Raw genomic sequence first — 22,101 nt, forward strand, 5'->3', positions numbered from 1 at the left:
GGAAGAAAGACCGTTACCCTTGCGGGGGCATCCTTTGGTCGCCGGACATATTCTTCATGCAGTCCGCCGGACTCACCTTCATCATGTCGCAGTCGCAATGCGCCATCTGTCCCGGCTTGTCCTTGACCCAGACGCGGACTCGCGAGGTGGTATTGGACTTGTTCGGCCCTGGCACCTGGCGGGTCTGCCATTCATGATGGCCGCCGGACGGTTCTTGGGCGAGGACGGGAGCGGCAAGCGTTGCTGCCGCGAGCGCGGCAACGGCAAAAAACGGTTTCATGTTGAATTCCTTGATTGAAAAGCGTGAAACCGCGCGCCGGGACGAGCCGGTGCGCGTCGGCAATTCAGGCAAGAAATAGGGGCGGGTCGGGTTCGGGGCCGAATGTTCTTCCGGCGAGGCGCCGGACAGGAAGCGGATCGAAAGAGCCGGCGACAAATGTCTTTTCGGCAAGGGGGGTAGCCGGAGAGACGACGGCGGGCGGTAGCGCGCAGCCCATCTTGGCGATGCAGTCGAGCGTGAGGCCCTTGCACGGAGCGCTCTTCTGGGATTTTTTAATCCCCATCATCTCCGCGCATTCGTCGCTCATCGCCGCCGCGAACGCCGTCTCGGCCGACGGGAGCGCGGGCGCCGAGGCGAATGCGGTCTCCTGCGCCAGAAGGCCGAGTAAGGCTCCGACAAGAAGTAGAAAGGTGAGCCAGCGTTTCACGGTCGAAGCATGATCCTTGTCAAACTTGGCGTCAATCTAAACCGGGGTGGAGATCCCGCTCACTTGTTCGCCGACTGTCCCGTCGTGGTTACGCCGGACCCGTTAAGAATGGCCCATTGTCATGGCGGCGGGCGCGACCAGCATCCACAGCGCCATGGCGATCATCATCAGATTTTCGGTCAGTGAGATGAAACCCAGCGGCACATTGCTGTCGCCGCCGACGCAGGCGCATTTGAGTTCGCGCTTGTCGATATACACCGCCTTGAACACCGACACGGCGCCGATGATCCCGATGAACAGCGCCACCGGAATCGATATCCAGTTCAGCGCGCCAGAAATCATCAGGATGCCGGCAAGACCCTCCGCAAAGGGATAGATGGTAGCATAGGGTACCCAGCGTTTGGCGAGCAAGTCATAGTTCAGGAACATGCTCGAGAAGCTCTCGATGTCGCGGAGCTTGAGGAAGGCAAGCAACGCCATGCTGAACCCGATAAACCATTCGGCGGCACGGATTGTGAAGGGCGTGCCCGACACCGCTTGGCTGGCGGCCAGCGCCATCAGCGCGGTGATAGAGAAGAGCGCGATGACGGGCTTATAGGTAAGCGCCTTAGGATCGCGGACTTTCAGACCGAGATGGCGCCTCAGATCGTCAAGACCGCCGATCCGCTCGCCTTCGATGAAGGTCTGCGGCGTCGTCGCGACGCCATGTTTCGCCTTGAATGCGTCGGTTTCCTCGCGGGTCGTCAGCCAGACATCCTCGACGTCATAGCCGCGGCTGCGCAACAGATGCAGCGCCTTCAGGCCATAGGGGCAGATATGCTGCTCCATCACCATGCGATAGATGGTCGCCCGCGGCTTGCCCGAAACCGCCGCACCAGTGTGCGCTGGCGCGCTTTCGTTCGCGCGCTGAACCTGCATATTCATCGATTCGCCTTTCTTGATTCCCGATCGCTTCCCGCTATATAGGCTCCGTACCATAGTACGGAGTCAAGGCCTTGCGTGACATGACCATCGGCCAGCTTGCCCGGCAGGGCGGCGTCAATGTCGAGACGATCCGCTATTACCAACGCCGCGGCCTGTTGCCCGTTCCGCCTCAGTCGGCCAGCGCCCCGTCGGAAGGCCGAGTCCGGCGTTACGACGAGGCGGTTCTGCGCCGTCTGCGCTTCATCAAATCGGCACAAGCAGCGGGATTTACGCTCACCGAGATCGCCGAACTGCTCGAACTCGACGCGTCGAGCGATCGCGCGCGAGCGCGCGAACTGGCCGATGCGCGCATCGCGGCGATCGAAAAGACGATCGCCGAACTCGATGCGGCGCGGCGCGCGCTCATGGGCCTGTCGCGCCAATGCGCTGCCGCCGACACGCTCCACTGCCCGATCATAGCGGCGTTCGAGCAGGTCTAGCCCGACTGGCCTTGGCGGCGGATGGTGCTGACGGCCGGTCTCACCTCCCAACTGGTGTCAATCGGTCGCAAATGGTTCCAGCATCCCGGCTACAAGCGATGGGATGGTAATTCCGGCTGCGACATCGAGCAGAAGGCTAGCGCGGATCGCAGCCGCAGGTCTCGCCGCTGCCGCGTCCGGAGTTGCGACGGCCGTCCGAAGTGCCTGGGTCAGGCGCCATCGAATCTCCGCGGCTAGGACCGGCATCAGAGCGAACAAATAGGCTTCCACGGGGAAGACCTGACCATAGGGTCAAGCGAGCGATTGCGTCACGTGCACGGCGCCGACCAAGGCTCCGACGAGGGGCAGAAGCGAAAAGCGCCGCTTCTGGATGAAGGTAGGAGCCTTTGGGCGTTCCGGATCAACTTCATCCTGGCGATCTGAACAAATCGGGGAGCCCAATTCCAATGGTTTTACGTCGCCCGAACCATTTTTGAGGGATGAGTCGTTCTGGTGCGTAATCAATGTCAGTAGGGGATGTTGGGTGCTTGAACTCGGAAGCCGTAAGCAGCGGTTTCCGGGCATGCATGTTTTTGTCCTCGACTTCCCCGAAACTCATTTGGGCTGCGCGAAAGGGCAGTTCTTCGAAACAGGGGAAGCATAATGAACAAATTATACTGTTATTCGTCGACGAAGCGCGCAATGCAGCGAAGCTCGATGGCGGCGATTGCGGTGGCGGTCGCGTTTCCCGCGCAGGCTCAGGAAGCCCAGTCGGACGGCCTCGCCGAGATCATCGTAACGGCGGAGAAGCGCGAGGAAAATCTGCAGTCCGTTCCCGTCTCGGTGACAGCGATGACCGGCGAGGCGCTTACGGCAACGGGCATATCAAACGTCGAAGACCTCCAATTTTTTGTGCCGGGCGTGTCGATCACCAACGATTCCATGGCGATCATCAATATTCGTGGAATTGGCACCTCGGCGTTCGGCGTTGCGACCGACCCCAGCACGACAGTCCATTATGACGGCGTCTACATCTCGCGCCCGACCACAAGCTATCAGGATTTGTTCGACGTCGAACGCATCGAGGTGCTGCGCGGACCGCAAGGCGTTCTCTTCGGTCGCAACTCCGCCGGCGGCACACTCAACATCATTTCCAAAATGCCTACGGAGGATTTGACTGGCGCGCTGGGGCTCACCGTCGGAAATTACGAGAAGCGCTCGCTGAGCGGCACGATTTCTGGACCGCTTGGAGCGGGCGTCCGAGGCCGCCTCACCTTGCTTGCCAACCAGCGCGACGGCATCTACCGCGACGTCGTCTCGGGACGGCGATACCAAAACGAAGATAATCTCGCTGGACGACTGACGCTTGCGATTGACGCGAGCGACCGTCTTGAGATCGTGTTGCGGGCGGATGCCAGCCGTGATCGCGAGACCGGCGCGCGGTCTGTTCGGCCCTTTTATCCGCAAGGCTTCGTCGATGCGGGGGCGACGATCCCGGCCAATGACAAAGAGGCCGCACTCGACCGCCTGCCGCGTTACGATGTCGATGCCTGGGGCGTGTCCTCGACCATGAACTGGGACGGCGGCCCGGTCACGCTCCGCTCGATTACGGCGCTGCGCAAGAGCAAGGTCGTCCAGGCGCTCGACGTTGACTCGACTGACCTCTTCCTCCGCGATATCGAATTTTACGAACGTTCCCGCAGTTTCACGCAAGAGTTCCAACTTCTCAACAACGATGCGGACAAGCTGCGCTGGATCGTCGGAGCATTCTATCTGAATGAAAAGGGCAACGACGAAATACGGATCATCGAACCGGGTCGTCGGCTCGCGATCCCGGAAAACAATACGACGAATGCATTCGCGCTCTTCGGACAAGCAAGCTACGAACTCATCGACCGCCTGCGATTGACCGGAGGGCTTCGATACTCATACGAAAAAAAGGATTTCGGATATCGTGTCCTGCTGAACGGAAATCAGGTCGATGCCGGTCAGCCCAAATCATCCTGGACCGCCTGGACTCCGAAAATTGGGATCGATTACGACCTTGCCGATGACGTCATGGCTTATGCGTCGGCAACCCGCGGGTTCAAATCGGGTGGATTCCAGCTGGGAGACGGGCGGCCTTTCCTCCCGGAGTATGTCTGGAGCTACGAAGTCGGCCTGAAGTCGACGCTCCTCGATCGCCGGCTTCGAGCTAATTTTTCCGCCTTCTATTATGATTACACCAATCTTCAGGTGGTCGAGTATAATAATGGCGTTGCCAGTACCACCAACGCCGGCAAGGCGACGATCAAGGGCGTTGAAGCGGAACTGATGGCACGGCCGTTCGATCGCCTGACGCTTACATCCACGATCGCTTATCTCGATGCGCGCTACGATGTCTATTTTGACGACGTCGGCGCAAGCCTCAAGGGCAAGCGGCTGCCGAACGCGCCGAAGTGGAACATCACTTTCGGCGGAGAATATAAGGCCTCCCTGGGCGGCGGAATGCTGACATTACGGACCGATATCTCCTGGCGCGACAGCGTCTTTTTCAAGCCCAGCAACAATCCGCTTTTTTCCGGAAACGCCACGACCCTTATAAATGGGCGTGTCACATGGCAGCCGGCGAGCGAAGCGTGGGAAATTGCGCTTTATGGCCGAAATCTCACCAACGAGCGCTATGTGAGCTATAGTACGATCGGGACGGACGCGACGGGTGTCTCGAACCCTACTCTTCCGCTCTACATCTACGGCGAGCCGCGCCAGTATGGACTGCAGCTGCGCTACTTTTTCTGAGGTTCCTCGTCCTGCGAGGTCCCCCGGCGACTCCCCTACGGTCGTCGGTCCCCCTGGGCGCTTGCGCCCGGGGGGAATACTTCCTCTGAACGCAGGACATGATATGTCCCTGTTCTCACCGGCGCCGTTACTTGAACGGCCCTGCTGATGGCACGATGAGCCGGGCAGTAAGATGGCACGAACAGATACGGGCTAGTCCCATCCTGAACGTCGGTAGCGCGCGCGATTTCGATGCCCGGCTTTCCCTGTGACGCCGCGAGGATGCAAAGACCAACTGCTTTCGGAGGCCTACGCGTCGTCGGCTGCCTCACGGCAATGGATGGGAGATCGCCTTGATCGCCTTCAGGCCCGTACCGAAGCGGGCAATGGCGACCCTGTTCTGTTCGAGCTCGGCGTAGGGCAGGTAGGAAATGTCGAGATCACCGATCCGGCTGAAAGCCGGGCGTCGGAGCTGAGCGCGGACATCGGCTTCTCGCGCATCGGGTGCAACCAGGAAAAGTGGCGTCGACAAATGAAGATTCTCGCTGCTCAGCGCGAGATCAAGCATGCGGACAATTCCGGAATAAATGGATGTCGAATGCTCCACTTCGAATGCCGCCGCGACCGTAGCCGTCGATTGCTCGAGCCATAAGATGTCGATCAGTCTTATGGCATCGCTTCCTTGAGCGGTTGCGATGGCATGCGGCAAGCTATCGAGGCATCGAGACCCGAGCGGCACACCCTCATGAAGGCGCCCCCGGTCATTTGCCGCTACCCAGACGTCATATCCAAGTGCAAGCCCGAGGTCCCGAAGCCAGGATTGGACTTCGCTATGCGTCCGGTCGGTCTCTTTCTGATTTGCAAGCCCCTTATCGAACTTGTCGGACTGTGAGCGCGTTTCATTCAGCAAGGCCATCCAATCGCGCGCATTTTCGCTCGAACCGCTGAGCGGTGGGGCTGGAAACCGTCCCGATCCGATATCGAACAGCAGCCCTCCTATCGCCCCCAAATCGTTGGAAAGAAGATCCCGGTAGCGATCGTTGAGATCCAGAATGCCCGCGCGCATCGCGAGAAAATGCTCCCAACTGCCAAGCTTCACATTCGCACCCGTTAGCGCGTTGTAGCCCTTTACGATTGCCGTATTGAACGGAGGCACAAGAGTGGGATGCAGAAAATAGAGAATGTTGGCCACCGCAGGACCCAACCCCTTGATCTTCTGTCTATCGATTGCGAGGATCCCGGCGACGACCTCCTCGGCGGTATCGCAACAGGAGCAATGGTGAAGAAGTCTGCCAAAAGCTCGTTGATTGTCGGCGTTCTCGTAGATGTCCGGGATTCGGAGTTTGGGCTTCCACAAGAAAGCATGATCCGCACCTTTGAAAATCTGTCGTTGCTCGGCGATTGAATGAACAATGATCTCCAATGACGAGCCCCGATATGCCGCTCCGAAGGTGCCGGCCTCAATTTCGGCGACGACCTGCGAGATGCCTCTTCTGATCGACCGAAAATTCTTCAGTCGCTCCTCCCACAGGAACCAGCTTTGATAGGTCGAGCCGGAATCGCCGCGCCAGCGCTCGATCAGTTCGCGAACAAGGTCGCGCTTCATGTTTATAGCCCCCGCTTGATCCATTCCGAATTGCTGTTTTCCACCTGCGGCTTGCCGGCCAAGACAGTTCGCTCGATTCGGCCCTTTGCGAAAGGCGAAACCTTCCGTCCCACCGGCAAGGTGGGCGGGAATGGAAGGTCGAAACGAGCCCGTTCACGCCCGGCGCTGCATAATTGTCGACGACCTCAGTGCCCTGCGTGTTCGCCCGCTCCGCTTGGTTTCTGACTCGCGCCTTCCGCCTCTGTCATGCCCTTCATCATCGCGTCATGGTCCATTGGCGCATTCTGCGTAATAGCCTGATATTGTGCCGGCGACAGGCCAGGGAGTTTTCGGACAAACGCGACCATATCCCAGATGAGACGATCATCATGCGTTTTCCCCCAGGCCGGCATGGCGGTCATCTTGATGCCATGCTTGATGATCCAGAATTGCTCCGCAGCCGAACGTTCCGAACCTTTGAACAAGACGGGCGCTTGCGGATACAGCCCTTGACTCATTTCGGTCTTTTCCATCCCGGGCGCGAGATGGCAGCCGCTGCACATCTCGGTATAGAGACCTGCGCCCGACGCGATCCGCGCCGGAGCCGCCAAATCTGCCGGCACCGCGATCGATCCGGATCGCGCTGCGATGGACTTCTCCCTGAATGTTTCGATGACGCTGTAAGTCAGCCGGTTATGGGGGGCATCGGCCGCTATATTATATAGGCCGAGATAGACGGTGATCGCACCCGCGCCCGCTATCAGGGCCACCGCCAGCAGCGTGAACGTCACGCTCGGCATATGCTTTCGGAAATCGAAAGTTCGAAATCGCTCCATTATCTATCTCCCGCATAACAGGCCTTGAGCTTTGCAGCCGAACGCAATGCGGCGGCTGTTCAACAGATGATACGCACCCCAACAGCTTTGCCCTTGTCACAGACGAGGCAGGCGTTTCCGTACTTGCCGCGACGAGCCATTTCAGGGTGCCCACACCCGCTCGGGCTCATGCGTCCTGCTAGGTGTGGGTTCGGAGAGATCGTGAGGACTAGCCCCTTTTTTGCCCGCTCAGCTGCCACCCGCCGGTCGCACCTTCGGCTTGCGTGAGGAGCTGTGGAGATTGAAGATCTGCCACTTTCCGTTGTCCTGTTTGAGGACACTCGTAGCGACGCCATCCCGTTCGATGGTCTCGCCGCTCGCGAGCACAATCGAGAAGCTGTAGGTCTCGGTTGCGATCGCGATATTTCCTTCGCCGCGAACCGAAATCTTGTAATTGCGGAAGGTGAAGGATTTGAATTCCTTGAGTTCGGGACCCAGGTGATGGTCGCGATAGTGGGCGAAATTCCCTTCAACGCCGCCGGATTCGAATATCTGGGCGTCTGGCGAAAAGAGGGCCTCGACGCCGGTCAGGTCCAGTTTCTCCATCGCCGATTTATACTGCGCGAGCGCTGCCGCCGCGCCCTGAAAATCCGCAGGCTCGGTCGCCTGAGCCGGGACGGCCACCAGCATGGCCAATGCGATTGCTGTAATCGTCAGTCGTCTCATATCATTTCCCCTTGTTGTGCCGACACTTCACGAGTGCCTCCCGTGGTTTCGATCAGATTCTGGCAAAGCGCAGCCGCAAAGAATTGGCAATGACGCTGACGGACGAGAGTGCCATTGCAGCGGCGGCAATGACCGGCGAGAGCAATAGTCCGAAAATCGGATAGAGCACGCCCGCAGCGACGGGAATCCCGGCGACATTATAGGCGAAAGCGAAGAAGAGATTCTGACGGATGTTCGCCATCGTCGCATGGCTGAGATGCCGCGCCCGCACGATGCCCAGAAGGTCGCCGCGCAGTAGCGTCACACCCGCGCTTTCGATGGCGACATCGGTTCCCGAGCCCATCGCGATGCCGACGTCGGCGGCGGCGAGCGCGGGGGCGTCGTTGACCCCGTCGCCGGCCATGGCGACGATCCGGCCCTCTTCGCGCAGCCGCTGCACGACCGCGCTCTTCTGGTCGGGGAGGACATCGGCCTCGACGTCGTCGATGCCGAGGCGCCGCGCGATCGCCTCGGCGGTGACGCGATTGTCGCCGGTGAGCATGATGACCTTGATTCCGGCTTCGCGCAGCGCAGCGAGCGCGTCGCCCGTCGTTTCCTTGACGGGGTCGGCGATGGCGATGACCCCGGCCGCCTTGCCATTGACCGCGATGTAAATCGCCGTCGCGCCGTCTGTGCGAAGGCGGTCGGCTGCCTCGGTGAGCGCGCCCAGATCGACGTCATATTCTTCAAGAAAGCTCGCATTGCCGAGGACTATCGCCTTGTCGTCGACGACCCCGACGATACCCTTGCCGACCGGCTGGTCGACCCCCGATGGCTCGACCAGCGCGAGGCCCCGGTCCTCGGCGGCCTTGACGATCGCGGCCGCCAATGGATGTTCGCTGCTGCGCTCGAGGCTCGCGGCAATCCGGAGCAGATCCTGCTCCTCGAAGCCGCCGGCGACTTCGATGGCGACGACCGAGGGTCTGCCTTCGGTCAGCGTCCCGGTCTTATCGACGACGAGCGTGTCGACCTTCTCCATCCGCTCAAGCGCCTCGGCATTTTTGATCAGCACGCCGGCTTCGGCGCCGCGCCCCACGCCGACCATGATTGACATTGGCGTCGCGAGGCCGAGCGCGCAGGGACAGGCGATGATGAGCACCGAGACGGCGGCGATAAGGCCATAGGCCATGGCGGGCGCGGGCCCCAGAAGCGACCAAACAACGAAAGCGACAATGGCGACGACGATGACGCCGGGCACGAACCAGCCCGAAACGGTATCGGCGAGACGCTGGATCGGCGCCCGGCTGCGCTGCGCGTCGGCGACCATTTGTACGATCCGCGCGAGCATCGTGTCGCGCCCGACCTTCTCGCTGCGCATGAGCAGGCCGCCCGTCTGGTTGATCGTTCCGCCGATCAGCGCCGCGCCGGCCGCCTTGGTCACCGGCATCGATTCGCCCGTGACCATCGATTCGTCGACCGTGCCGCGGCCTTCTACGACGATGCCATCGACGGGGACTTTTTCGCCCGGACGGATGCGCAGCATGTCGCCGACCGCGACTTCCTCGAGCGCTACCTCCTCGTCGCTTCCATCGCTGCGGACGCGCCGGGCGAGCTTCGGTGTCAGGTCAAGGAGCGCGCGGATCGCGCCGCTCGTCGTCTCGCGGGCCCTGAGTTCGAGCACCTGCCCGAGTAGCACCAGCACCGTGATGACCGCGGCGGCCTCGAAATAGACCGCGACCGAGCCATCGGCGGCGCGGAAGGCTGCCGGGAAGATTTGCGGGAGAATCGCCGCGATCATGCTGTAGCCCCAGGCAACGCCCGTCCCCATCGCAATGAGGGTGAACATGTTGAGGCTCTTGTTGCGGATCGAGAGCCAGGCGCGCTCGAAGAAGGGCCAGCCCGCCCATAGAACGACGGGGGTCGCGAGCAGCATCTGGACCCAGTTGTTCGTCTGGCGGCCGACATATTGGTGGAGGCCTGTCAGATGGCCGCCCATTTCGAGCGCAACCACCGGGAGTGCGAGAAGGAGCCCGATCCAGAAGCGCCGCCGCATATCGCGATATTCTTCGCTGGGGCCGCCCGATGCTGTCGGCATGACGGGCTCGAGTGCCATGCCGCAGATCGGGCAGCTTCCGGGGCCGGCGCGCTGGATCTCGGGATGCATCGGGCAGGTCCAGATGGCGCCTTCGGGTGCATCGGCTGCGGCCGGCTCGCGTTTTGCGGCATAAAGATCGGGATCGGCCTCGAATTTGGCGAGGCAGCCTGCGCTGCAGAAATAGTGATGCTTGCCGCTATGCGTCGCGATATGAGGTGTGGTGGCCGGATCGACCATCATGCCGCAGACCGGATCAGTCGTGCTCCCGCTGCCTTTTTCTGCGCCCTGATGATCGTGCATCGCCGCCGCTCCCGTATGTGTCGGATGCCCGCCTCGCGGCGGGGCGGTCCAAACGCCACCGGTCGAGTTCGCCGTTGGCGTCGTTCCTGGCGGTTCCAGAATGGAGCCGCTTCTATCGATACGCAAGAAGAGCGGTTATCCCTTGGATTTTCTTTGCCCCGTGCCGTCAGGTCCCGGGCTTTCGGGCCTCGATGATCCCGATCGCACCGGTTGGCGTGCGGAACGTCTCAAGCTCGCGAACATCGCAAAAGCCTGCCTCTCTCATCAGCACCGGGAGCAATCCATCGGCGTTGGGCTGGGTGTCCTGGACGCCGTCGAGCTGCTGGATCGTGAGGCGGAACAACAACCGCATGAGGCGGCTGCGCTGTTCCCCATAGTCGGCAACATAGAGTTTGCCGCCCGGCGCGAGCACCTGCCGGGCCTCGCGTAGCAGACGTGCCTTTTCCTCAAGCCCGACCTGATGAAGGACGAGGCAGATCGCAATCTTGGCAGGCGGGGGCCAGTCATCGATCGCCGAAGCCGCGAAAAAGCCAACTCGAAACTCCGGCGGTGGAACAATCTGCGCGGTCTTCGTTCGGGCAATTCGCGTCGCTGCCTCGTCGGGGTCGAAACCAAGATAGCGGACGTCCCGGCTATGGCGAGCGATCGCCAGCGCAAGATTTCCCGTACCCGAGCCGATATCGAGAATGACGTCACCCTCGCCGAGCGCCATATGGCGAACGAGACGGTCGCGCCACACGCGCTCGCGCGTTGTCACCGCGACGCCGAAATCATAAAAGGGCGTCAGGAAGTGATATCCTGCCGCTGGCGTGTAGGATCTTGCTACGGGTTTCGGGTCGGGCATGGCCGTCTCCTTTCGACGCTTTGGCTTGCCGCCGGATTGCGGCCGCAATCGCCGGTCTCGACGAGACGCTTAAGGGCAAACAGGCGCGGCAGTCTTGAATGTTTCGCCGGGGCGACGCGGTGCGAGGCGCATCCGGCTCAGGGCACGATTTCGAACGCGAAGGCACTAAGGCCGGCCGAAGGCGTCACGCCTAGCCATTGAGCGCAGCGGCGCGTGAAGTGCGACTGATCGGCGAAGCCTCCCGCCGCCGCGGCGTCGGCAAGACCTCCGCCGCCGACCAGCGTCCGCACGGCGCGTTGAAGCTGGAGCCATTGCAGCAATTTGGCCGGAGGCACGCCGAAGTCGCGGCTGACGATTTCGCGGAGGCGCGAGGGCGAAAGGCAGGCGACGTCGGCCAAGGCGCGCGCGGTCGACAAATCGTCAGGGGCCGCGAGCACTTCGGACAGGCGGGCATCCACCGGACGCGCCTGCGAGCGGTCGAGATAGTCGGACGCCCAGCGCTTCGCGTCCGCGCCGCTTGCGATGTCACCTAGTCCGGCTGTCTCTATCGGCGTCAACAGGACAGGCGCCGATCCGGCGGACAGCCGGGTGCCGGCACGAAAAAGCGGGTCGAGATAAAATGACCGCACGAGGGCGCCCGGCGGCCCGAGGCGGTGCCGGACATGCGACGCTATCGCAATGGCGTGTCCGGCGGGAACTATCAGGTCGGCATCACCGGAAATTTCGAGGTCGCGTTCGATGGCGAGGCTGATCTGGTGCGCCACATGGTTATGGGGACGGCTGCTCCCGATGCGCGCGTCAATGAGCGCCCAGCCGGTCCCGAGCATGATCGAACCCGACCAAGAGGCGGTGCTTGGGGTCAAACCGGATCGGCGGTGACGAAGGGTTCGAGCGTACCGAACCAGGCAACCAGCGCGAGTATGGCGAGCGCGGCCGACGCTTCGATGATGAGGCTTCTGCGCATGGCTGCAATCGCGAGGTCGGGGTCGGCGTCGACATTGTCGGTATCGGTCCCCGGGACGGCGGCCGCGAGCGCCGGGGTCAGCCGCCAGCGGTTCGCCGCCGCGAGCGCCAGCATCAGTCCGAACAGCGCAAGCTTGGCGAGAAGCAATTGTCCATAGGGCGAGCCGAGGGAACGGCCGAGATTCTCGGCGCCGACGATCATCTGGCTGTTGACGAGGCCGGTGGCGGCGATGACGAGGACGCAGATCGTACCGACGCGCGAGAATTGATCGAGGCTCCGCGCCGCAATTTGGAGTCCGCCCGGCCATTCGCGGACACGACGTGGTGAGATCAGGATCAGGAAGGCGCCGATCGCGCCGATCCAGACCGCCGCTGCAATCAGGTGCAAGATGTCGCTGATCCGGTGCACGGTGCCTGCGGCGCCTTCGGTCGCGCCGGCGTGGCCGGACCAGACCAGACTCGCGACGGCCACCGAGCCCGCGGCCGCGAGTACGGCGGCCGAAGTTGTCGGCCAGCGGACCATCCAGATCGCGACTCCCAGCGCGAGCAGCAGCGCTGCGCTCCGGTAGACCCAGGCTGTGCCGACCTCGGTCTCGCGAACAAGGTCCCAAAAAGGCTGGAGTTCCAGGGAGAGGAGCCCCACACCCTGCATCGAAGCCGCGAGCACGCCCATCCCCAAGATGGAGAGAAGCAGTCCGGCGGCGCAGAGCCATCGCTCTGCGCGCCAGATCGAGGCCATCATCGACTGCGGCGCAAGGCGTTCGCTCCGTGTCAGCGCAAAAAGCGGGAACGCAGCAAGGCCGGCGATGAGCATCAGGTCCGCATAAAGTGCGAACCTGATGCCGATCAGAACGGGGTCCCCCACCGTCTTTTACTTTACGGTGAAGCTGAATTCGCTGCCCATGCGGTGGGTATCAGCGCCCGCCGCCGACCATGTGACCTTGTAGGTTCCGGCTGTCAGCGGCCGCTTGAGCATCAGCATCGCCGACTTGCCCTCTTTGCCCATCATCGACGAGTAAGGCACCTTCATCGGGGCATGATTGGCCATGCCGGGCATGCCGGTCATGACCAGCTCGGTCTTGAGGGTCGAGGCGACGATCTTTTCGTTGAACTGAAGATTGACCGACGTGACCTTCGAAACGGTCGAATTGGCGGCGGGCGTCGAGCTGACGAGCTTGGTGTGCGCGCTTGCCGTGGCCGGCATGAGAAGCAGAGCGAAAGCCGCCGCTGCAGAGGGGAGAAGAGACTTGAACATGAACACCTCCAAATGCGTGTCTGTCCTGCTAATACGCAGGATATCGGCATGGCCCTCAAATATTCCGGAATAATATTCTGGTGTGAGGGGTGAGGCGCTTCGGCGCGTATGTACAATGATGGAAAGGTTTGAAGAGACGATCGATGGATAAGGAGCTTCGCATTTTGAACAGGATCGATCTGCCCGCAGCGCTCGATGCGCTCGATGATCGCATCATGGGCGCATTGGCGATCCGCCGGCGCGAAGCGGTAGCGATGCGCCGCCTGATGGCGCTCGCGGCCTTTGTCTCGCTCGGCGGCGGTGTCTTTGCGGGGAGTGCGATTTCCCAGCCGGCGGTCGCGGCAAGCCCCCTGACCCCATTCGGCCCGCCTAGCGCATTGGTGCCTTCCACCTTGCTGGATGTACAGTAGCGATGCCGTCGCGCCGTCTTCTTCTCTTGGGGCTCATTGCCTTCGCCGCGGCGATTGCCGGCGTGTTCATCGGCCGTCTGGTAGCCGATGCGCCCAAAGCCAGCGAAACCGAACTTCATGCGCTTCTCCACGGCCAACTCGACCTGACCCCGGAGCAGGAAAAGAAACTCGAGCGGATCGAAGCCGACTTCGCCGGTCGCCGCCAGGCGCTCGAACTCGAGATGCGCGCCGCCAATGTCCGGCTCGCGCAGGCGATCGAAGCCGAGCATGGCTATGGACCGCGCGTCACCGAGGCGATCGACGAGACGCATGAGGTGATGGGGACATTGCAGAAGGAAACGCTCCAGCATCTCTTCGCGATGCGCGGGGTTCTCAACCCCGATCAAGCGGAAATGTTCGACAAAAGCGTGGTCAAGGCGCTGACCGCCGATGCGCGGTGAGCGCCGACCTATCGCAATGTAGCGACCAGGATCTGGCGGCCTTTGCGCGCGCGCACCGCGAAGACGCCTATCGCGAGTTGCTGCGCCGTTACAAAACGGGCGTCTACCGGCTCATCGTAAAGCAGATCGGCGATGCCGACGAGGCGATGGATTTGACGCAGGAGACGTTCGTCTCCGGCTTTTCGGCGCTCGATCGCTATGATGGCGAACGCCCCTTCCGCACATGGATCGCCCGTATCGCGCTCAACAAATGTCGCGACTGGGCACGACGGCGAAAGGTGCGCGCCTTTTTCTCCCGCGCGCTCCCGCTCGAAAATGCGCATCACGTAGCAAGCGATGGTCCTGGGCCCGATTCCGCGGCGACCGACAGGCGAGAGCTCGCCAGGGTTCGCGGGGCGATCGATCAGCTGCCGCAGAATTTGCGCGAAGTGTTGCTCCTCCGCGGTGTCGACGAGGTCAGCCAGGCCGAAACAGCGGTCATTTTGCGGGTCAGCGAGAAAACAGTCGAAACGCGCCTCTATCGAGCGCGGACCAGGCTCCGGGAATTGCTCGCGGGAACATCTGCGAGCGCCGAGGGTTGAGGGTTCGACCGCTCGTTCAGGCGGCATCTCCTCATCGTCCGGCATTTTTATTGAGGGGCAGGCGTGCCGCCTGCGTATAGCTTTAGGAACAGTCAGTAACGGTCGGAAAGAATATGCAGATGGAAAGGCGTCGGTTCGTCAGTGGAGCTTTGGGTGGAGGGGCTGCTGCGGCGATGGCCGCATGGTTCCCGGCCTGGGCCCAGCCGGTGTCGTCCGGCATCACCGCGCCGCTTCCGACCGTATCCGGCAATGACATAACGCTGCGCATCGCGCGCCAGACGATGCGCATCGACGGCAAGGTCAGTCGCGCGATCGGGATCAACGGCACCGTGCCCGCGCCGCTCGTCCGGCTGAAGGAGGGACAAAACGCGCGCCTCACCGTCGTCAACGATCTCGACGAGGACAGCTCGATTCACTGGCACGGCCTGATCCTGCCGTTCCAGATGGACGGCGTGCCCGGCGTCAGCTTCCCCGGGATCAAGCCGCGCTCGAAGTTTGTCTATGAATTCCCGGTCGTTCAATCGGGGACCTATTGGTATCACAGCCATTCGGGGCTTCAGGAACAGCTCGGCCATTATGGCCCGATCGTCATCGATCCCGCGGGCGCCGACCCGATCGGCTACGACCGCGAGCATGTCGTCGTCCTGTCCGACCACAGTCAATTGTCGCCCGAGGCGATCTTCCGCAAGCTCAAGGTCAATCCCGGCCATTTCAACATGCAGCGCCAGACGCTGGCGGGCCTGCTTGCCGGCAAGGATCAACCGCTCAAGGAGCGGATCGATTGGGGCAAGATGCGGATGGACCCGACCGACGTCGCCGACGTCAATGGTTCGACCTACACCTTCCTCGTCAACGGCCATGGTCCGCGCGACAACTGGACCGCGCTCTTCAGCCCCGGCGAGCGGGTACGCCTGCGCATCGTCAATGCGTCGGCGATGACGATCTTCAACGTCCGTATCCCGGGCCTCAGGATGACCGTCGTCCAGGCTGATGGGCTCAATGTCGTGCCGACCGAAATCGACGAGTTCCAGATCGCGGTCGCCGAAACCTATGACGTCATCGTGACCCCGGTCGAGGACCGTGCTTATACGCTCGTTGCCGAGGCCAATGACCGCTCGGGCATGGGACGCGCGACGCTCGCACCGCGCGCTGGCATGGTCGCCGAGGTGCCGCCGCTCCGCGAACGGCCGCTCGCGACCATGAAGGACATGGGCATGGGCGACATGTCGGGCGGCGCGATGGCGGGTATGGACCATTCGGGCGGCGATATGGGCGCCATGCCCATGCCGGCGAGCGACCCTTCTTGTCCTCCCGAACATGCCAAGATGGGCCATTGTACGCCAGCGGGGGAAAGCGGCGCGATGGCGGGCATGGATCATGGATCTGGCGGAGGCATGCAGCACAGCATGCGCGACTTCAGTGTCGCGCCGCAGGTCAAGCGCGATCCCAGCGTTCAGACGATCTCGCCGATGCCGATGGATCGCATGGGCGAGCCGGGGCAGGGACTGGAGAATGTCGGGCACAAGGTGCTGACCTACCATGACCTTGTCGCGCTCGAGCGCAACCCCGATACCCGCGCCGCCTCGCGCTCGCTCGACATCCATCTGACCGGCAATATGGAACGCTTCATGTGGTCGTTCGACGGCATCAAGATGTCCGACTATCACGAGCCCATCCCCTTCATCGAGGGAGAGCGCGTGCGGATCAACCTCATCAACGATTCGATGATGAGCCACCCCATCCACCTCCACGGCCATTTTTTCGAACTGGTGACGGGCAAGGGCGACCGGTCGCCGCGCAAGCATACGGTGCTTGTCCAGCCGGGCGGCATCGCGAGCTTCGATTTCACCGCCGACGCGCTCGGCGACTGGGCGTTCCATTGCCACCTTCTCTATCACATGCACGCGGGGATGATGCGCGTCGTCAGCGTCCGTCCGAAGGGAGACGGCGAATGACCCGGGTCGCGCTTCTCCTCGCGGGTATCGCCCCGCTGGCCTTTGCTGTGCCCGCCGCGGCGCAGTCGATGGATCATTCGATGCATGGTGCGGCGCCCGCGCCGACACCCGCTCCCTCGCCAACGCCAGCACCCGTAGCGCAGTCCGCGCCCGAAGCGCCCGCCGAAGGGTCGATGGAGCAGATGGACCATGGGAACATGCAGGGCATGGACATGGAACCCGAGGCTTCAAGCTGCCCGCCCGAACATGCGGCGATGGGTCATTGTACGCCTGAGGCGGAAGCTCCAGGCAAGGGCGCTTCGGACATGGGTGCGATGGATCATGGCGCACCGCAGCCGTCCGATCCCGATTGCCCGCCCGAACATGCCAAAATGGGCCATTGCACCCCGAAGGGCGGATCTGCGGACGCGATGGCGGGAATGGAAGGCATGGCGACCACGAGCAGCGCTAGCGGCACCGATTTGCCGCCGGGCGATGCTACCGCGCCTGCGCCTCCCGGCGACTGGTATGCCGATCGCATTTATCCCCAAGCCGAAATGGAGCATTCGCGCCACGACATGATGAAAGAGAATGGTGCGCAGACCATCGCTTTCATCAGCTTCAACCTTGCCGAATATCAGGCGCGCAAGGGCCGCGACGGGTTCCGCTGGGACGGTGAGGCTTGGTACGGCGGCGACATTAACCGGCTGACGATCAAGAGCGAAGGCGAGGGCGTGTTCGGCGAAGGCATCGAGAGCGCCGAGGTACAGGCGCTCTACAGCCGGGCGATCGGACCCTATTTCAACGCGCAGGCGGGTATCAGGCAGGATCTTGGGCCCGGCCCCGACCGCACCTATGCGACGATCGGCTTCGAGGGGCTCGCCCCCTATTGGTTCGAAGTCGAGGGCGCGCTGTTTCTTTCGAACAAGGGTGATCTGCTCGCCCGGCTCGAAGGCTATTACGACCAGCGCATCACCCAGAAACTGATCCTCCAGCCGATGGCGGAGGTCAATTTTGCGCTCCAGGATGTCCCCGAGACCGGCGTTGGTTCGGGGCTTTCGGATTTCGAGCTCGGGCTTCGCCTGCGTTACGAGGTCGTGAAGGAATTCGCGCCTTATGTCGGCGTCGAATGGGCGCGCAAGGTCGGCGATACCGCGCGTTTTGCCCGCGCCGCGGGCGAGGATGCGAGCGGCGTCAGCTTCGTGATGGGGGTGCGGGCCTGGTTCTAGAAGTTTCGCGGGGTGGCGACACGTCGAGGAGAAATGCCGTGAAACCAGCCTATCGCAGCCTCGCGCTGCAGACGATCGTCAGCGGCGTCATCATGTATCTGGTGATGTTCGTCATGATCGACCGCCTCTCGAGCTTCTACAATAATCTCAACATGCTCTACATGACGCTGATGATGGTCTCGCCGATGGTCGTGCTGATGATCGTCGCAATGCCGGGCATGTTCCCGTCGAAACGTCTCAATACGTTCCTGCTGCTGGGATCGGCAGTTGCCTTCTTCGGGAGCTTCGGGCTCATCCGGACACAGACGACGATCGGCGACACGGCCTTCTTGCGTTCGATGATCCCGCATCACTCGGGCGCGATCCTCATGTGTGAACAGGCTTCTCTCAAAGATGCCGAGATACGCGAACTCTGCCGCGGCATCATCGCGGGGCAGGCGGCCGAAATCGAACAGATGAAATCCATTCTCGCGAGGAAATGACATGAAAAATCTGATGACGCGCCGTCATCTTTTCGGCCTGATTGCGGTCGGATCGGGGATGGCGCTTGCGGCATGCAATTCTGCCTCGGGCCCGGCGGCGACCAGCGATAAGAATGGCGCGGCGCCCGCGCCGGGCGCCGAGACGTCCAGCCCCAAGCGAATGCTCGTTTATCGCGATCCCGAATGCGGCTGCTGCGAAGCTTGGGCGGATATCGCACGCAAGGCCGGTTATGATGTGACTGTCGAGAACCGCGCTGACATGGCCGCCGTAAAGACGCGATATGGTGTGCCTGGCCAGCTGGCGTCGTGCCACACGGCCGTGATCGGCGGCTATGCGATCGAGGGTCATGTGCCGATGCGGCATGTTGCGAGACTCCTCCACGACAAGCCACGCGACATTCGCGGAATCGCCGTGCCCGGCATGCCGCGCGGTTCTCCGGGAATGGAAATGCCGGACGGAAGCGCGGACGCATTCGAAGTGATGGCATTCGGCAGCGACGGCAAGGTTTCTGAATTCCGCGCATGACCTGCCGACACGAAGAGGAGACAGATATGACGAGATTCATTCCCCTAGCGAGCGCCGCCGCGCTGATATTTGCTCTGGCAGGATGCGGCACTGAGCCCGCGCAGCAGAGCGACGTCACACCGGAACAGAGTGAGGTCACTGCCGGTGAGCCGCCCGCAATGGTCGAGACCATGCCCGTAGCGGACGAGCCGCCCGCCGCGTCTGCCCCGGCGGCGCCGACCGAAGAAGCGATGCCTCCGGAGAAATCCCGCCCCAAGCAAGAACCCGCCGCGAAGGCCGCTGTGCCGCCGCGGGCAAAGGCCGCGCCGGAAGCGCCGAAACCTGTCGAACCCGAACCCGATCCTCATGCCGGGCACGATATGGACAAAAAATAAGGAGCATGTGCCGACGCGGCATGTCGCCCGGGCGGTCGAGGACAAGCTGCGCGAAGTGTCCGGCATCGCCGCGCCCGGCATGCCGCGCGGTCGGGCGCTGCTCGATGCCGCAGCGAGAGATATAACCATATGGAATAACCATCTCGTTTATAGCGATGAGTGGTGATTATTTCTGGTCATGCCAAGGCCGCGAAGATAGCTCGGTGGCGAAGCCGAGAGCTTTCGCAAATGGGAGGGGACCATGAGAAAATTGCTTCGCACGAGTGGCTCGATTATCGCCGTCCTGGCAGGCATGTCGGCCGCCGCCGCCTTCGCGCAGGATAACGCCAAAGAGGCGCCGGGGCCAGGCGCGTCGCAGGGCGAAATCGTCGTGACGGGTACGCGGCGGAACGATCTCAAGGCGGCCGATTCCGCTCAGCCGATCGACATCATCACCGGTGCCGAACTGCTCGAAAAGGGCACGGCCGACATGAATGATCTCCTGCGCACCGAGGTCCCGTCGCTCAATGTCCAGCGCCTCGTCAGCAACGACGGCGCCGTTTTTACCCGGCCTTTCTCGCTGCGCGGCCTGCCGCCGGACCAGACGCTGGTGCTCGTGAATGGCAAGCGGCGCCATCGCGGCGCGACGGTCCAGTTCACCAATGTTCCCTATATCCGGGGATCGCAGGGACCCGATCTTTCGGCGATCCCGTCGATCGCGATCGGCCAGCTCGAGGTTCTGCGTGACGGCGCGTCGGCGCTCTATGGATCGGATGCGATCGCCGGCGTCCTCAATTTCGGTCTGCGCCGCGACCGCGAAGGCGGATTGCTGATCGCCCGCTATGGCCAATTCTATAAGGGCGACGGCGAGGATTTCCTCGTCCAGGGCAATGTCGGGCTTCCCTTCACCGACGCCGGTTTCGTCAACATCAGCGGCGAATATGTGAACGCCAGCACGACGTCGCGCGGCATTCAGCGTCCCGACGCGCAGGCGCTCATCGATGCCGGCGTTCAGGATGTCCCGGTCCCGGCGCAGCGCTGGGGAAATCCCGAATCCGAGGCGGCGCGCATCTTCGTCAATGCCGGCATCGAACTGTCGGACGAGATGGAATTCTACACCTTCGGCAACTATAGCTGGAGCCGCGGCACGACGGCCTTCTTTTACCGCAACCCCGATGCCAGCTTCATTTCCACCTCGATTCCGCTCACCAATACGCCCGGAGGACAGCGGTTCAGCTTCCGCCAGCTCTTTCCCGGCGGTTTCACCCCGGATTTCGGTGCCACGGTGACCGATGCGGCGCTGGCGGCCGGCCTCAAGGGCGAATTCTCCTCGGGCCTGACCTATGACCTCAGCGCTTCCTATGGTCAGAACCATGCTTCCTACCGGATCGAAAATACGGTCAATCCGTCGCTTGGCCTCGCGTCGCCGACCTCCTTCAAGCCGGGGCAGCTCGAGCAGCGCGAACTCGCTTTCAATCTCGATCTCACTTACCCCATCGCGATCGGCACCTCCGATCCGCTGACGCTTGCAGGCGGTCTCGAGTATCGGCGCGAGACATATGAGATCACGGCCGGCGACATCGCATCATGGCAGGTTGGTCCTTTCGCGTCGGTCATCGATCCCGATACCGGAAACCGCGTCGGACTGCCGGTCGGCTCGAACGGCTTCCCGGGCTTCAGTCCCATCCAGGCGGGCGAGTTCGCGCGCAGCAACTGGGCCGCCTATACGTCGCTCGAAGGCAATCTCACCGACGCGCTCCAGTTCGGCCTTGCCGGCCGCTACGAGAATTACTCGGACTTCGGCTCGAAATTCACCTGGAAGATCAACGGGCGATATGATTTCTCGGACGTCTTCGCGGTGCGCGGATCGGTCAACACCGGCTTTCGGGCGCCGACGCCGGGCCAGTCGAACGCCTCGCAGGTCCAGACCAACATCGACTCGATAACCGGGGCGCCGCTGACCGCAGGCATTATCGCGCCCAACAATCCGGTGGCGCAATTCTTCGGCGCGACGCCGCTTCGGCCCGAGAATTCGTTCAACGTCGCCGGCGGCATCGTGGTGAAGCCCTCCAATCGCATCACCTTCACGCTCGACTATTTCAACATCAAGGTCGAAGACCGGATCGCCGTATCGGGCAATTTCAATCTCACCCCGGCGCAGCGTGCGCAGCTCGCGGCGCTTGGCATTCCCGGTGGGGATTCCTTCCAGCAGGTGAGCTTCTTCACCAATTCCTTCGACAGCCGCACCCAGGGCGTCGATGCGGTGCTCACCGTGGGCTTCGACCTCGGCGACGGCAAGGCCACGCTCGGCCTCAACGGCAACTATACCAAAACCGATGTCATCAAGGCCTCGCCGGTGATCACTGCGGACCGCGAGCGGCTGCTCGAACTCGAGGGCTTCGTTCCGAAGTGGAAGGGCAATGCGTCCTTCACTTATGCGGGCGAGCGCTTCGGCTTCGTCGCGCGCGCGAACTATTATGGCAAATGGACCGACTATGGCGCCGCACCGGCTGCCGACCAGACGGGCGGCGCCGAACTGCTGGTCGATCTCGAGCTGTCCTACAAGGTTAGCGACATGCTCAAGCTCGCGGTCGGCGGCGAGAATATCTTCGACAATTACCCCGACGTCGAGGCGCGGCAATCCCAGATCAACAACGGGATCCGATATCTCCGCTTCGCGCCGACGGGGTTCAACGGGGGCTTCTGGTACGTCCGCGCGACCGCCTCCTTCTGATCGG

General features: G+C 62.3%; 22 protein-coding genes. 11 read left to right on the plus strand and 11 right to left on the minus strand.

Annotated features, from left to right (window positions below):
* Positions 1-13: 13 nt before the first annotated feature.
* From E5675_RS01535 to E5675_RS01545, 3 genes are all read right to left on the minus strand, one after another.
* A complete protein-coding gene (locus E5675_RS01535) occupies positions 14-280 on the minus strand; it encodes a hypothetical protein (protein WP_003046439.1) in 267 nt (88 codons plus the stop codon).
* Between the two features lie 64 nt (positions 281-344).
* Positions 345-707 (minus strand): hypothetical protein, encoded by a 363-nt coding sequence (locus tag E5675_RS01540; protein ID WP_003046437.1) that lies wholly within the window; start codon positions 705-707, stop codon positions 345-347.
* Between the two features lie 102 nt (positions 708-809).
* The gene (locus E5675_RS01545) at positions 810-1,541 is read right to left on the minus strand and encodes a MauE/DoxX family redox-associated membrane protein (protein ID WP_049754754.1); all 732 of its coding nucleotides are present in this window, start codon (positions 1,539-1,541) and stop codon (positions 810-812) included.
* Positions 1,542-1,711: 170 nt separating this feature from the next.
* Here E5675_RS01545 and E5675_RS01550 point away from each other — a divergent pair, with 170 nt between their 5' ends.
* Complete coding sequence (locus tag E5675_RS01550; protein ID WP_003046425.1) at positions 1,712-2,110, plus strand: MerR family transcriptional regulator; 399 nt, start codon at positions 1,712-1,714, stop codon at positions 2,108-2,110.
* A 642-nt stretch (positions 2,111-2,752) separates the two neighbouring features.
* Positions 2,753-4,867 carry a TonB-dependent receptor gene (locus E5675_RS01555; RefSeq protein ID WP_052181951.1) on the plus strand — a complete coding sequence of 705 codons (2,115 nt, stop codon included), beginning with the start codon at positions 2,753-2,755 and terminating at the stop codon, positions 4,865-4,867.
* 307 nt (positions 4,868-5,174) lie between these two features.
* On the opposite strand, the gene E5675_RS01560 is transcribed toward E5675_RS01555, so the two are convergent.
* The 8 genes from E5675_RS01560 to copC form a co-directional block, all read right to left on the minus strand.
* Positions 5,175-6,452, minus strand: a complete 1,278-nt coding sequence (locus tag E5675_RS01560) for a hypothetical protein (protein ID WP_037553287.1) — start codon at positions 6,450-6,452, stop codon at positions 5,175-5,177.
* A 185-nt stretch (positions 6,453-6,637) separates the two neighbouring features.
* The gene (locus E5675_RS01565; RefSeq protein WP_037553289.1) at positions 6,638-7,267 is read right to left on the minus strand and encodes a cytochrome c; all 630 of its coding nucleotides are present in this window, start codon (positions 7,265-7,267) and stop codon (positions 6,638-6,640) included.
* A 228-nt stretch (positions 7,268-7,495) separates the two neighbouring features.
* A complete protein-coding gene (locus E5675_RS01570) occupies positions 7,496-7,972 on the minus strand; it encodes a nuclear transport factor 2 family protein (RefSeq protein WP_037553291.1) in 477 nt (158 codons plus the stop codon).
* Positions 7,973-8,024: 52 nt separating this feature from the next.
* Positions 8,025-10,346 (minus strand): heavy metal translocating P-type ATPase, encoded by a 2,322-nt coding sequence (locus E5675_RS01575; protein WP_037553293.1) that lies wholly within the window; start codon positions 10,344-10,346, stop codon positions 8,025-8,027.
* 166 nt (positions 10,347-10,512) lie between these two features.
* Positions 10,513-11,190, minus strand: coding sequence for a class I SAM-dependent methyltransferase (locus E5675_RS01580; protein ID WP_003046415.1), 678 nt, complete (start codon positions 11,188-11,190; stop codon positions 10,513-10,515).
* Positions 11,191-11,327: 137 nt separating this feature from the next.
* Entirely contained in the window at positions 11,328-12,017 is a 690-nt protein-coding gene (locus tag E5675_RS01585; protein ID WP_003046411.1) for a helix-turn-helix transcriptional regulator, read from the minus strand.
* 32 nt (positions 12,018-12,049) lie between these two features.
* Complete coding sequence (gene copD / locus E5675_RS01590; protein ID WP_003046408.1) at positions 12,050-13,018, minus strand: copper homeostasis membrane protein CopD; 969 nt, start codon at positions 13,016-13,018, stop codon at positions 12,050-12,052.
* Positions 13,019-13,024: 6 nt separating this feature from the next.
* Positions 13,025-13,408: a copper homeostasis periplasmic binding protein CopC gene (gene copC, locus E5675_RS01595; protein WP_011542702.1), complete on the minus strand. Its 384-nt coding sequence runs from the start codon at positions 13,406-13,408 to the stop codon at positions 13,025-13,027.
* A 143-nt stretch (positions 13,409-13,551) separates the two neighbouring features.
* Here copC and E5675_RS01600 point away from each other — a divergent pair, with 143 nt between their 5' ends.
* From E5675_RS01600 to E5675_RS01645, 9 genes are all read left to right on the plus strand, one after another.
* Positions 13,552-13,818, plus strand: coding sequence for a hypothetical protein (locus tag E5675_RS01600; protein ID WP_003046403.1), 267 nt, complete (start codon positions 13,552-13,554; stop codon positions 13,816-13,818).
* 2 nt (positions 13,819-13,820) lie between these two features.
* A complete protein-coding gene (locus E5675_RS01605) occupies positions 13,821-14,258 on the plus strand; it encodes a periplasmic heavy metal sensor (protein ID WP_003046401.1) in 438 nt (145 codons plus the stop codon).
* Positions 14,255-14,839: an RNA polymerase sigma factor gene (locus E5675_RS01610; protein WP_003046398.1), complete on the plus strand. Its 585-nt coding sequence runs from the start codon at positions 14,255-14,257 to the stop codon at positions 14,837-14,839. The genes E5675_RS01605 and E5675_RS01610 overlap by 4 nt, the downstream gene beginning before the upstream one ends.
* A gap of 113 nt (positions 14,840-14,952) precedes the next feature.
* Positions 14,953-16,794, plus strand: a complete 1,842-nt coding sequence (locus tag E5675_RS01615; RefSeq protein ID WP_037553295.1) for a copper resistance system multicopper oxidase — start codon at positions 14,953-14,955, stop codon at positions 16,792-16,794.
* Positions 16,791-18,002, plus strand: a complete 1,212-nt coding sequence (locus E5675_RS01620; RefSeq protein WP_003046391.1) for a copper resistance protein B — start codon at positions 16,791-16,793, stop codon at positions 18,000-18,002. The genes E5675_RS01615 and E5675_RS01620 overlap by 4 nt, the downstream gene beginning before the upstream one ends.
* Positions 18,003-18,094: 92 nt before the next feature.
* Positions 18,095-18,484 carry a DUF305 domain-containing protein gene (locus E5675_RS01625; RefSeq protein ID WP_223181178.1) on the plus strand — a complete coding sequence of 130 codons (390 nt, stop codon included), beginning with the start codon at positions 18,095-18,097 and terminating at the stop codon, positions 18,482-18,484.
* 1 nt (position 18,485) lies between these two features.
* A complete protein-coding gene (locus E5675_RS01630) occupies positions 18,486-19,010 on the plus strand; it encodes a DUF411 domain-containing protein (protein WP_003046385.1) in 525 nt (174 codons plus the stop codon).
* Positions 19,011-19,036: 26 nt separating this feature from the next.
* Positions 19,037-19,384 (plus strand): hypothetical protein, encoded by a 348-nt coding sequence (locus E5675_RS01635; RefSeq protein WP_003046382.1) that lies wholly within the window; start codon positions 19,037-19,039, stop codon positions 19,382-19,384.
* Positions 19,385-19,625: 241 nt separating this feature from the next.
* Positions 19,626-22,097, plus strand: coding sequence for a TonB-dependent receptor (locus E5675_RS01645; RefSeq protein WP_003046379.1), 2,472 nt, complete (start codon positions 19,626-19,628; stop codon positions 22,095-22,097).
* Positions 22,098-22,101: the final 4 nt, after the last annotated feature.

It is taken from the genome of Sphingopyxis sp. PAMC25046, from assembly GCF_004795895.1.
Taxonomy (GTDB): Bacteria; Pseudomonadota; Alphaproteobacteria; order Sphingomonadales; family Sphingomonadaceae; genus Sphingopyxis.